This is a genomic window from Candidatus Accumulibacter contiguus (assembly GCF_012940005.1).
Classification (GTDB): Bacteria; Pseudomonadota; Gammaproteobacteria; order Burkholderiales; family Rhodocyclaceae; genus Accumulibacter; species Accumulibacter contiguus.
This window is the reverse complement of sequence record NZ_SPMX01000024.1, coordinates 18817-31421: the sequence shown is the minus strand read 5'-3', so window position 1 is coordinate 31421 and position 12605 is coordinate 18817. Positions and strand designations below refer to the sequence as shown.

Here is a 12605-nt window from a genome sequence, read left to right as displayed (position 1 = left end):
ATCCTGAACACACAAGACAACCGGCTGGCCCTGCATCCGCTTTATCGTTTGCTGGGTATGAACCTCCAGGATTTCACGCCAGTCCGTCGCGGGATTGTCCAGCAGCCGGTAGGCCGCTTTGGTTTCCGCCCAACCCCCGCAAGCCACCGGGATGCTTCCGGTCGGTTGTGCCGACAGATCATCCACCAGCTTGATCAAGCGCCGCGTCCGCCGCGCATCCCCCAAATCCAGATCCTTGAACTCCTCCGCTGCCCAACCCATGCCATACCTCCGCAAGATTACGAAATATACGTTTTAACAACAGCTTGAAAACTGTTGCCGTTTGCATATATGGGGTGGGTAAGCAGAAATGCAACAGCGTTTGCTATCGCGTTGGAGTCAAGCCACGCCGCGCGCTCCTATGTCAAGTGAGTTGTGGGTAATCGGGTGCTTTCAACGCCGTCATCTTGGCGATGATTTCCTGGACATTGTCGAGCAACATGCTCTCGGTGAGTTCGAGCTTGAGGTTGTGCGGGTTGACCGCCGTACTCGCCAGAACCCCCAGCACCTGCTCGACAAAATTGGGCTGACACAGCTGCCGCGCACTGACATTCACCGAAACGGTAAAGTTTTCCCGTCCCGCTCGTCCTGCCTGTGCCGCCCAGACAGCCGACTGCGCACAGGCGGTTTCCAGCACCCACAAGCCGAGCGGCAGGATCAGCCCGGTTTCCTCGGCGAGAGGAATGAACTCGGCGGGGGTCACCAGGCCGCGTTGCTGGTGCCGCCAACGGAGCAGCGCCTCGGCGCCGACGATGCGGCCCGCCTGGTCGACCTGTGGCTGGTAACAAAGGAAGAACTCCTGCTTTTGCAGCGCTTCCCGGAGGTCTCTCTCCAGAGCCGCCCTGGCAGTGACCACGGCCTGCATCTGTGGGTCGAAAAAGCGCAAGGTATTACGGCCGGTGGCCTTGGCATCGTACATGGCCAGATCGGCCCGCTTCATCAGTTCGTCGATCGCGTCATGCTGGCCGCCAAACAGCGTGATGCCGATACTCGGCGTATTGTGGTACTCGCTGCCGGCCAGATCGTAGGGTCGGTTGAGAGCAGCCAGGATTTTCTCGCCGACGATCCGGCTCTGGGTAGCCGCCTCCTGCGCACGTGCGCCCAGGCTCGCGAGCATCACCACAAACTCGTCGCCGCCGAGACGGGCAACGGTGTCGCGGTCGCGAACGCAGGTCAGCAAACGCTTGGCGACCTGCTGCAGCAGGTGATCGCCCATGTCGTGCCCGAGTGTGTCGTTGAGCGTCTTGAAATTGTCCAGATCGATGAACAGCAGGGCACCCTGGCGGCCACTGCGCGCACTTGCGGCCATCGCTGCCTGCAGGCGCTCGTGCAACAGACGGCGGTTCGGCAGACGCGTCAGGGCGTCGTAAAAAGCCAGTTGCTGGATTTCTTCCTGGGCAGCCTTGCGCAGGCTGATGTCGGTCAGTGTGGACACATAGTGGGTAACCCTGCCCTCGTTGTCGATCACAGCGGAAATCGTCAGCCATTCCGGGAAGATTTCAGCGTTCTTGCGGCGGTTCCAGATTTCACCCTGCCAGGAGCCGCTGCGTTCCAGACTCTGGCGCATCGCGGCATAGAAAGCGGCGTTGTGGCGTCCCGAACTGAGCAGTTTCGGCGTCTGGCCGACGCATTCTTCGGCGCTGTAGCCAGTGATCTCGGTGAACGCCTGGTTGACTCGCAGGATGACCCCGGCGGCGTCGGTGATGAACATGCCCTGCTGCGACTCGAAAGCGGTCGCGGCAATACGCTCCCACTGTTCCGCCTGCTTGCGATCGGTGATGTCGTGCGAGACAACGACGATGCGGACCACCTGCCCGGCCTTGTCCCGGATCACTTTTCCGGCCGACGCCATGTGCCGGACACTGCCATCGTGTCGTACCAGACGATACTCGATTTCCTGCCCGGTGCCGGTTTGCACGGTTTCCTGGAAGACTCGCTGTACCCGTTCGCGATCTTCGGGATGGACATCGCCGAACGAATCGGTCCCTGCCAGTTGCCGCGTATCGCCAAAGAATTGCCGATACGAAGGACTGTTATATACCCGTCGCCCTTGCAGATCGAGAACGGCGATATGCTCGCCGATACTCTCGGAGATCAGCCGGAAAAACTCCTTCTGCTCACGCAGGTCGGCTTCCATTTCCCTTCTTGCGGTGAGGTCCCGCTCGAAATCGGCTTCACGCGCCTGTAGCTCCCTGCTGCGTTGGGCGAGATCGCTGCCCAGGCGACGCACGTCATCGATACGGTTCTGATACGAGCGAATCAGGAAGACGATCAGCAGCAGCGCCACGAAGACGCCGGCAATCTGCAGCAGGCCAGACATCAGTGCCGGCGTGACAGGCATGTCAGACTCCTGCAGTTTCGGTGACTTCCCGGAAAAACCGGTAGCAGTTGCGGCCGGCCTTCTTGGCGTGGTACATGGCGATGTCGGCGTTCTTCAACAACTGGTTGACCTCGTCGCCGTGCTGCGGATAGACCGCTATGCCGATGCTCCCCGAGATGCTGATGCGGTGAGGACCGATGAGGAACGGACGCTCGAGCGCTGCCAGCAGCTTGCCGGCCACGACCACGGCATCGGCAGCCTTTTCGATTTGTGCCAGGAGAATGACGAATTCGTCGCCGCCGAGGCGTGCAACGGTGTCCGACTCCCTGGGTACGCAGTTCTGCAGACGGAGTGCGACTTCCTTGAGCAGGAGATCGCCGATGTCATGGCCGAGCGTGTCGTTGACCGGCTTGAAGCTGTCGAGATCGAGAAACATCAGGGCCACCGTACCGCGGTCCCGCCGCGCCTGCGCCAGGGCCTGGAAGAGGCGGTCGCTGAGCAGGCTGCGGTTCGGCAGGTCGGTCAACTGGTCATGGTGGGCAAGATGCTGAACGCGCTCTTCGTTGGCCTTGCGTTCGGAAATATCCTGTTTGATGGCGACGAAATGCTGAATCCTGCCGTTGCCATCGGTGACCGGGGAAATGGTCAGCGCCTCGGCGTAGAGACTGCCGTCCTTGCGGCGGTTGATCAGTTCACCGGTCCACACCCGGCCGGCCAGAATGGTGTCCCACATGCGCCGGTAGAACTGCGGATCCTGCTTCCCGGAATTGAGCATCTCGCCGGTGTGGCGACCCACGGCTTCCGTCAGCGAAAACCCGGTCATCCGGGTAAACGCCGGGTTGGCCCATTCGATGGTCGAATCGATGTCAGTGATCAGGATGCCGTTGGCCACGGAATTCAGTGCCGCCCTGAAGAGGCTGAGGCGCGATTCGAGTTTCTGGCGGACCAGCGCATGCCGGATGGCGCGTCCGAGCGCATCGTGCTGAAACTGGCCCTTGACCAGATAATCTTGCGCCCCGGCCTGCAGGGCCGCCTCGGCAAGCTGATGGTCGTCCTGACCGGTGAGAACGATGATCGGCACATCGGGCGCCACGGTGTGCATCGCCTCGACCGTATGCAGTCCGGACGAATCCGGCAGAGACAGATCGAGCAGAATGACATCCGGCATGCTGGCCGCGGCAGCGGCGACCCCTTGCGCGAGCGTCGACGCCCAGACCACCGGATCCTGGTCGCCAATACGTCTGATGCCGGCGAGTCGGACATACGCCTGGATCAGACCCAGATCACCGGGTTCGTCTTCGATCACCAGAATCGAAATTCGCCTTTGCTCCGACTCATTCATCCACAGCTCTCCATCATCGATATTCTGGCAAACGTGGCCGGGACACCCAGTAGTGGCTCAATCGCCGGATGTCTTCGATGAACACGGTGACATCCGGGGACTTGGCGATGTAGCCGGCGGCCCCGAGACGATAGGCTCCGAGCACATCACGTTCCACTTGCGAGGTGCTCAGCACGATCACCGGAATGTCGCGTAGTGCAGCATCCTCCTTGACGACGGCGAGGAACTCACGGCCGTCCATGCGCGGCATGTTGAGATCGATCAGAATCAGATCGGGACGGCTTGCCTGGGCGAAGCGCGGACCCTGGCGCCGCAGATACTCGAGCGCCTCGCGACCATCGACGACATGCTGCAAATCGGCCGCAAGGCAGCTCTCGTTCAATGCCAGCCTGAGCAGATAGGCATCGGCCGGCTCGTCCTCGGCCATCAGGATCACGAAGTTCTGTGCCGACGGGTTCATATTTGACATTTGATCACATCGTATTTCTGGACCAGCGACCAGACGAACACCAACACAGCCACATACGCCGGCCGCGACAGCAGCTTGCCGCTGCTCTCCGCCAGCCTTGGCCGGCGCGGACTGCGGGCGGGCGCTGGCGGACTTGCCGGTGGCGTCATGCCACCTCCGGCGGTATCGGCAGCGACACACAGAATCGGCTTCCCTGGCCTTCGCCTGCCGAGTCGGCCCAGATTCGCCCACCATGATGTTCGGCAATCTTTCGGCAAAGCGCCAGTCCGACACCACTGCCGTCGAAAGTCGCACGACTGTGCAAGCGCTGGAAGACCTGAAACAGCCGGGCAATCTGCTCGGGAGGAATGCCAATGCCGTTATCGGCGATACAAAGGTACCAGTGTCCGGCGGACACCTTGCTGGAGATCGAAATCTCCGGAGTCCGGCAGGCATTCCTGAATTTGGCCGCATTGCCGATCAGGTTCTGCAGCAGTCGCAGTATCTCGTCGGGGCTGACGAAGACACGCGGCCACTCGCCGCCGACGCGAATGCTCGCCTGTGCTTCGAGGAGGGTTGCTTGCAGGAAGAGTAGCGCGTCATCGAGGATCGACCGACTTTCGATCCACTCCGGCGGCTCACCCAGGCGACCGACGCGCGAGTACTCGAGCAGGCCGAGCAGCATTCGGTCAAGGCGCTTGGCGCCGTTGATGGCAAAGTTGAAGTAGTCACGTTGCTCGCTGCCGAGTTGGTCGGCGAGGCTCATTCCGAGCAGTTGCATATAGCTCGAGATCATTCGCAAGGGCTGACGCAGGTCATGCGAAATGGCGTAGCTGAACTGTTCCAGTTCGGCATTCGAGCGTTTGAGCTCGGTGATCTTCTGTTTGAGATCCTCTTGCAGGATCTCGTGCTCGCGCATCAGCCGGTAGGTACGGATGGCGGAATAGACCTGCACGAAAATTTGATTGGCGCTCAGTTCCGACTTGAGCAGGTAGCCATCGATCTCGTAGCCGCTGATCACCTCCCGCTCCGGAGCATAGCCTGGATGACCGGTGATCAGCACGATCTGGGCGCTGTGGTTGCCCAGTTCTTCGCGGATGTGGCGCACCAATTCCAGGCCGGCTTGATCGGACTCCATCACCACATCCAGCAGGAGCAGGGCGATGTCCGGGTTGGCGGCGATCGCCCTCCGCGCCTCTCTGGCCGACAAGGCATCGAGCAGGAGCAGCCGCTGGCCTTCGATCAGCATATCGTGCAGAGCCAGGTGAAGGACGGCATGAACATCCTTCTGGTCGTCTACCAGCAGCACCTTCCACGGGCTGTCGACCAGCGCAGCTTCGACCTCGGCGGATTCCGCGACAAACCAGGTGGACAACAGGCCGTGATCCTCGACCCGCTTACTGTTCATCGATTTCGAGGATCAAACGGCTTTGGACTGTGGTCATCAGATTGCCCGTAGAGCGAAGATAATAGAATGGCCAGGCCCGCTGATGGACCCGTTGGCCGTGCGCTGAACCGACAGGGTGCGACCAGCGGACAGGCCCGCGCTGTACTGCACATCGATCCGCAGCGCTTCCCCAGGAAATAGTGCACTCTTCGCGATGCTCCGTCAAACGGCTTTCATGGATTGTGGATGGATTGGGGGGTGCCTGCAACAGCCATGACCGTTAGAATGAGGGCCATGAACCTTCCAGGCAAAAAATTGCGCGAACGGATCGACCTGTACGAGCGGCTGATGCGTCTCGACAAACCGATCGGCATCCTGCTGCTGCTCTGGCCGACCTTGTGGGCACTATGGCTGTCGGCACGGGGCAGGCCGAACTGGCTGGTGGTCTGGATCTTCGTCCTCGGGACGGTGCTGATGCGTTCGGCCGGTTGCGTGATCAACGACCTGGCCGACCGCAATTTCGACCCGCATGTGGCGCGCACCCGCGAGCGCCCACTGGCCGCCGGCCGGGTATCGGCCAACGAGGCCATTCTGCTGTTTCTGGCGCTGGTGGCGGCCGCTTTCGCCCTGGTGCTGCCGCTCTTTAGCTGGCTGCTGGCCGGCCTCTGTGTGGCAGCACTGTTTCTCGCCGCCAGCTATCCCTTCAGCAAGCGCTTTCTCGCCGTGCCGCAAGCCTATCTCGGCGTCGCTTTCGGTTTCGGCATCCCGATGGCTTATGCCGTAGAACTCGGCAGGGTGCCGCTGGAAGCCTGGTGGCTGCTGCTGGCCAACGTCTTCTGGGCGATTGCCTACGATACCGAATACGCACTGGTCGACCGGGCCGATGATCTGAAGATCGGCATCCGCAGTTCGGCGATCACCTTTGGTCGCGCCGATGTGGCGGCGGTGATGCTCTGTTACGCGCTCGCTCTCGGCCTGATCGCTGCGCTCGGTTACCGACTCGGCCTCGGCGAACTGTTTTACTGCGGGCTGACGATCGCGGCGGCGATTGCCGCCTATCATTACACGCTGATCCGCGAACGCGATCCGCAGCGCTGCTTCACGGCTTTCCGGCACAACAACTGGCTGGGTGCCAGCGTCTTCGCCGGTATTGCCCTCGATTTTCTGGTCACAAGTGGAATCAACGGATGAAAAATTACCTGTTCTGCGCGCTTCTGCTACTGACGGGCACCTTGCAGGCGGCCGAAGACACTCGCCAGCTGGCACCGATGCCGGCGCCGGCAGAAGCCAATCTGCGTGCCGAGATGCGTGCCAGCCTGCTTGCCCTGAACGAAATTCTCGGCCTGGTAGCGGCCGGCAAACTGAAGGAGGCCGGCGAACTTGCCGAAAAGGAACTCGGCCTCTCGGCAATGGGCAGACATCGCGGCCAGCCTTTCGACGCGCGTCCTGGGCCGCACATGCCACCGGCGATGCACCGCATCGGCATCGATGGGCATCAGGCGGCCAGCGACTTTGCCCGCATCGCTGCCAGCGCCGATCGCGAGAAAACCATCGCTGCACTGCCGTCGCTGACCTCGGCCTGTGTCGGCTGCCACTACTCCTATCGCCTCAGATAGCCCCACGGACGATGAAATATCACGACCTGCGCGACTTCATCGCGCAACTGGAAGGTCTCGGTGAACTCAAGCGCATCGCTGTGGAGGTAGACACGCACCTGGAGATGACCGAGATTTGCGATCGCGTGCTGCGTGCCGGCGGCCCGGCACTACTCTTCGAGAATCCCCGAGGGCATAACATGCCGGTGCTGGCCAATCTCTTTGGCACGCCGCGGCGGGTGGCGCTGGGCATGGGGCAGGACTCGCTGCTGGCCTTGCGCGAGGTCGGCAAGCTGCTCGCCTACCTCAAGGAGCCGGAACCGCCGAAGGGACTCAAGGATGCCTGGGACAAGCTGCCGGTACTCCGGCAGGTGCTCCACATGGCGCCGCGTGTGCGTTCTTCGGCGCCTTGCCAGGATCTCGTATGGGAAGGCAAAGACGTCGACCTGTCGCGTCTGCCGATCCAGTTCTGCTGGCCGGGCGACGCAGCGCCACTGATCACCTGGGGACTGACGGTGACGCGCGGGCCGCACAAGAGCCGCCAGAACCTGGGCATCTATCGCCAGCAGGTGATCGGGAGCAACCGGGTGATCATGCGCTGGCTGGCGCACCGCGGCGGCGCGCTCGATTTTCGCGAGCACTGCCTGCAACATCCGGGCCAGCCTTTCCCGGTGGCGGTGGCACTGGGCGCCGATCCGGCGACGATTCTCGCGGCAGTGACGCCGGTTCCGGACAGTCTCTCCGAATACCAGTTTGCCGGTCTGCTGCGCGGGGCCAAGACCGAAGTGGTGCAGTGCCTGGGCTCCGATCTGCAGGTACCGGCAGCAGCCGAGATCGTTCTCGAAGGATTCATCGATCCGGCCGAAAGCGCGCTCGAAGGGCCGTATGGCGACCATACCGGCTATTACAACGAGCAGTCACGTTTTCCGGTGTTCACCATCGAGCGCATCACGATGCGCCGGCAAGCGATCTACCACAGCACCTATACCGGCAAGCCGCCGGACGAACCAGCGATGCTCGGCGTGGCGCTCAACGAAGTGTTCGTACCGCTGTTGCAGAAGCAGTTTCCCGAGATCGTCGATTTCTACCTGCCACCGGAAGGCTGTTCGTATCGCCTGGCGACGGTCAGCATCCGGAAACAGTATCCGGGGCACGCCAAACGCGTGATGTTCGGGATCTGGAGTTTCCTGCGCCAGTTCATGTACACCAAGTTCATCATCGTCGTGGACGACGATGTCGATATCCGCGACTGGAAGGAAGTGATCTGGGCAATGACCACGCGCGTCGATGCGGTGCGCGATACGCTGATCGCCGAGAACACGCCGATCGACTATCTCGACTTTGCCAGCCCGGTCGCCGGTCTCGGCAGCAAGATGGGAATCGACGCCACCAACAAGTGGCCTGGCGAAACCACTCGCGAGTGGGGAACACCGATCGTCATGGATGCTGCCGTGAAACAGCGCGTCGACGCGTTATGGAACGAACTGGGGCTGTGAGTGCCGGTTCTCCGCCCGGCCGGGGCAGACAAGACTGGAGAGCAAAGTGAATAATGACCTGATTCCCGAAAGGAATATCGACTCTGCGCACACCTGCTGCCATGTCATCTACGGCCTGCACGCACTCGCAGTGGTGGTTGGAGTAACCGGTGCGGCGACGGTCGCCGGCGCTTTTGTCTTCGGGCTACCATCGCTGATTGCCGTCGTTCTCAATTACCTCAAGCGCGCCGAGGTCTCGGGCACCTGGCTCTACAGCCACTATCGCTGGCAGATCCGGACCTTCTGGTTCACGCTGCTCTGGCTGCTGGTCTACGGCCTGCTGATCATCACCCTCATCGGTATTCCGATCGCCTGGATGTTGATCGTGATCCTCGGTCTTTGGGTCGCCTATCGCGTCATTCGCGGCTGGCTCGCGCTGGCAGACCGGCGACCGATCGGGGACAGTTGAGCTTGCCGGGTTTTCGGCGCTGCGCAGTGATATGTGAATTCGGTTGAGCTGCGTGCGTAGCTGCCGCCACCTCTTCCTCGCGCTGGCGATGCTGTTGCCACTTTGCGGCACTGCCGGCAATGCCGCCGCGCCGAAGTTGCCCGCTGCGCTGACCGTGGTCATCGACGACAACTATCCGCCCTATGTGTTTCGCGATGCCGGCGGCACCCTCACGGGTTATCTGGTCGATCGCTGGCGGCTGTGGGAAAGAAAGACCAGCGTAGCCATCGACCTGCAGGGAAGCGACTGGGCGACCGCACAGCAACGCATGAGCCGGCAGCAGGCGGCAGTCATCGATACCATCTTCCGGACCCCGGAACGCGAGCGCACACTCGATTTTTCGCCGCCTTACGAAACGATCCCGGTGTCGATCTTCACCCATGCCAGCATCGGCGGTATCGTCGATGCCATGACCCTGCAGGGTTTTCTGGTGGGCGTGAAGGCTGGCGACGCCTGTGTCACCAAGCTCGCCAGCCTTGGCGTCAGCACGCTGCAGACATTCGCCAGTTACGAGGCGCTGGTGCGCGGAGCGGTGGAAGGGAAAGTCCGGGTGTTCTGCCTCGACGAGCCGCCCGCCAACTACCTGCTCTACCTGAATCACGCCGAGCACCTGTTCAACAAGGCCTTCACCCTGTATACGGGGGAATTTCATCGGGCCGTGCACAAAGGCGATAGCGCCACGCTGGCACTGCTGCAGAAGGGTTTTGCCAGTATTTCTCCGGACGAAGAGCGGGATCTACGTCAGAAATGGATGGGGATCCCGCTGATTCTGTCCCCCTTTGCGCGTTATCTTGGCTACGCACTTCTGGTCGGCTCGCTGCTGGGCAGTCTGCTGTTGATCTGGGTGATGACCCTGCGGCGTCTCGTCCGGCAGCGCACCGCCCAGCTCGAAGCCACCCTGAATGCCGTTCCCGATCTGATGTTCGAGGTGGGGCTCGATGGTCGCTACCATGACTACCATTCCCCGCGTACCGATCTGTTGGCCGCCCCCCCTGATCGCCTGATCGGCAGGCTGATATCGGAGGTGTTGCCGCCCGCTGCCGCGGCCATTTGCCTGTCGGCCTTGCGCCAAGCGCAGGAGACCGGTCGCTCGCTTGGCCAGCAGTTCGAGTTGCCGTTGGCGCAGGGAAACTGCTGGTTCGAACTGTCGGTGGCACGCAAGTTTGCTGCGAACGGCAAAGAACCGCGCTTCATCGTTCTTTCTCGGGACATCAGCGAGCGCAAGCAGGCGGAGGCCGCGCTGCTGCGGCGCAGCGAGCAACTGGCGCTGATGTCGGCCGCCAGTCAGGAAATCAACAGCGAGCTGGAGATCCCGGTGGTGCTGCGGCAACTCGTGGCCGCCGCGCTGAAAATCACCGCCGCGACAGCAGGTGCAGCGGCGCGCCTCTGCGACGGACAGATGGTTTTCAGCGAGTACCGCCACGCTGCCCAGTGGATTCCGATTGACTACCGTTTCCCAAGCGGTTACGGCGTGCCGGGCCGGGTCATGCAGACCAGAGCGTTTTATCTCAGCAACGATGCCGAGCATGATCCCTATATGATCCCGGAGATTCAGCAGGCGCTTGCTTCGTACAACCTGCTCGACATGCCGATCATCAGCCGCCACGGTGATCTGCTCGGTTGTTTCGAGATCCACAACAAACCCGGTGGTTTCGACGAGACCGATGTACGTCTCTTGCAGGGTCTGGCAGCGAGCGCCGCGGTCGCTCTGGAAAACACCGCCTTGCTCGCCGAACGCCGGCAGGCGGAGCAGGCGCTGCGGGAAAGCGAGGCCCTGAAGGCGTCGGTGCTCGCCAATGCGGCTTGCGGCATCGTTGCCACCGATCCTGATGGGGTGATCACGGTATTCAACCCGGGCGCTGAAGCGATCCTCGGCTACCTTGCCGACGAGGTGGTCGGTCAGGTGTCCCCCGTCCTCTTTCACAACAGCGACGAGATCGCGGCGATGGCCGCAGCGCTGAGCGAGACCCTGGGTTATCGGGTCGAAGCCGGTTTCGACGCGCTGGTCGCCAGGGCACGCAGCAGCGGCGAAGTGGATGAGCGGGAAATGACCCTGATACGCAAGGACGGCTGCCGCCGTAGCGTGCGCCTGTCGGTGACGGTGATGCACAATCTGCAGGGCGGGATTGCCGGCTACCTCGGCACCCTTGTCGACATCACCGAGCAAAAGGAAGCCGAGGCCAGCATCAAGCGTCTGGCGCACTTCGACCCGCTGACCGGTCTGCCCAACCGCAGCCTGCTTGCCGAGCGGGTCAGGCATGATCTGAGCCGCGCCCAGCGCGGTCGCGAGTCGCTGGCGCTGATGTTCCTCGATCTCGACCGCTTCAAGAATGTCAATGATTCGCTCGGGCACCGGATTGGCGACGAGATCCTGGTTCAGCTCGCCAAGCGTCTGGTCGGCGCCGTCCGCGCGGAAGATACCGTTTCCCGTCTCGGTGGCGACGAATTCATCCTCGTCTTGCCGGATACCGACGCCGTCGGCGCCGCGCACGTGGCGAGCAAACTGCTCGAACTCACCACGCCCTCTTATCGTATCGAGCAGTATGAGCTGAGCTGCACGGTGTCGCTGGGTATTGCCATGTATCCGGCCGATGGCGACAGCTTCGAAACGCTGTCGATGTGCGCGGATACGGCGATGTATCGCGCCAAGCAGCGCGGCCGCAATGCCTATTGCTTCTTTACCCCCGAGATGCAGGAGCGATCGGCACGTACCCTGCAACTCGAAAACGACCTGCGGCGCGCGCTCGAACATGGCGAGCTGAGCCTGCATTTCCAGCCGCAGTTTGTGATCGCTGAGCGCCGTCTGGTCGGGGCCGAGGCGCTGCTGCGCTGGCAGCATCCCGAACTGGGGATGGTCTCGCCGGCCGAGTTCGTTCCGATTGCCGAGGAGTGCGGGCTGATTCTGCCGATTGGCGAATGGGTCCTGCGCGTTGCGGTTCGTCAGATGCGTCTCTGGCAGCAAGCCGGTCTGCCGCTGCTGACCGTTGCCGTCAACCTCTCGGCAGTGCAGTTTCGGCAGGCGAATCTGGCCGAGGTGGTGTCGCGAATCCTCGACGAGGAAGGTCTGCCGGCGCAGTTTCTCGAGCTCGAGTTGACCGAGAGCGTGGCCATGGACAACCCGCTGGCGGCAGTCGAGATGATGGACAAGCTGCGCGAGCGGGGGGTGCGCATCTCGATCGACGACTTCGGTACCGACTATTCGTCAATGAGTTACCTCAAGCGTTTTCGGGTCCACAAGCTCAAGATCGACCGCTCGTTTGTCGCCGACCTGGCCAGCGATCCGGATGATGAGGCAATCATTGCGGCGATCATCGGCCTGGCGCACAACCTCGGCCTGCAGACCATCGCCGAAGGCGTCGAAAGCGAAGAGCAGATGGCTTTTCTGGGTGCCAAGGGCTGCGATGAAGCACAGGGTTATCTGTTCAGTGAGCCGCTGCCGGCAGCGCAGTTCGCAGCCTTCGCGAGCCACGCTTGCTGGTGCTGAGGGCTGC

Annotated in this window: 11 protein-coding genes; 5 read left to right on the top strand and 6 right to left on the bottom strand. The window is 62.0% G+C overall.

Annotation, left to right across the window (positions count from 1 at the left end):
* From E4Q08_RS10185 to E4Q08_RS24645, 6 genes are all read right to left on the bottom strand, one after another.
* Positions 1–261 (bottom strand): IS4/Tn5 family transposase DNA-binding protein (locus tag E4Q08_RS10185; RefSeq protein ID WP_169070304.1); only part of this gene is annotated, 261 nt, incomplete at its 3' end.
* A 142-nt stretch (positions 262–403) separates the two neighbouring features.
* Positions 404–2380 (bottom strand): putative bifunctional diguanylate cyclase/phosphodiesterase, encoded by a 1977-nt coding sequence (locus E4Q08_RS10180; RefSeq protein WP_169070303.1) that lies wholly within the window; start codon positions 2378–2380, stop codon positions 404–406.
* Between the two features lies 1 nt (position 2381).
* Positions 2382–3701: a diguanylate cyclase domain-containing protein gene (locus E4Q08_RS10175; RefSeq protein WP_169070302.1), complete on the bottom strand. Its 1320-nt coding sequence runs from the start codon at positions 3699–3701 to the stop codon at positions 2382–2384.
* A gap of 13 nt (positions 3702–3714) precedes the next feature.
* Entirely contained in the window at positions 3715–4170 is a 456-nt protein-coding gene (locus E4Q08_RS10170) for a response regulator (RefSeq protein WP_248594824.1), read from the bottom strand.
* Positions 4158–4319 carry a hypothetical protein gene (locus E4Q08_RS10165; protein WP_169070301.1) on the bottom strand — a complete coding sequence of 54 codons (162 nt, stop codon included), beginning with the start codon at positions 4317–4319 and terminating at the stop codon, positions 4158–4160. The genes E4Q08_RS10170 and E4Q08_RS10165 overlap by 13 nt, the downstream gene beginning before the upstream one ends.
* Positions 4316–5557 (bottom strand): sensor histidine kinase, encoded by a 1242-nt coding sequence (locus E4Q08_RS24645; RefSeq protein WP_248594823.1) that lies wholly within the window; start codon positions 5555–5557, stop codon positions 4316–4318. The genes E4Q08_RS10165 and E4Q08_RS24645 overlap by 4 nt, the downstream gene beginning before the upstream one ends.
* A 273-nt stretch (positions 5558–5830) precedes the next feature.
* On the opposite strand from E4Q08_RS24645, the gene ubiA reads away from it, so the two are divergent.
* The 5 genes from ubiA to E4Q08_RS10135 are packed head-to-tail and all read left to right on the top strand — an operon-like array spanning position 5831 to position 12598.
* Positions 5831–6727 carry a 4-hydroxybenzoate octaprenyltransferase gene (gene ubiA / locus E4Q08_RS10155; RefSeq protein WP_169070300.1) on the top strand — a complete coding sequence of 299 codons (897 nt, stop codon included), beginning with the start codon at positions 5831–5833 and terminating at the stop codon, positions 6725–6727.
* Positions 6724–7152, top strand: a complete 429-nt coding sequence (locus tag E4Q08_RS10150; RefSeq protein ID WP_034908494.1) for a hypothetical protein — start codon at positions 6724–6726, stop codon at positions 7150–7152. Before ubiA ends, E4Q08_RS10150 begins: the two co-directional genes overlap by 4 nt.
* 11 nt (positions 7153–7163) lie before the next feature.
* Positions 7164–8627 carry a 4-hydroxy-3-polyprenylbenzoate decarboxylase gene (ubiD, locus tag E4Q08_RS10145; RefSeq protein WP_169070299.1) on the top strand — a complete coding sequence of 488 codons (1464 nt, stop codon included), beginning with the start codon at positions 7164–7166 and terminating at the stop codon, positions 8625–8627.
* Between the two features lie 46 nt (positions 8628–8673).
* On the top strand, positions 8674–9075 hold the full coding sequence (locus E4Q08_RS10140; protein WP_169070298.1) for a DUF4870 family protein: 402 nt from the start codon (positions 8674–8676) through the stop codon (positions 9073–9075).
* Between the two features lie 52 nt (positions 9076–9127).
* The gene (locus tag E4Q08_RS10135) at positions 9128–12598 is read left to right on the top strand and encodes an EAL domain-containing protein (protein WP_169070297.1); all 3471 of its coding nucleotides are present in this window, start codon (positions 9128–9130) and stop codon (positions 12596–12598) included.
* The last annotated feature ends 7 nt before the right edge of the window (positions 12599–12605 follow it).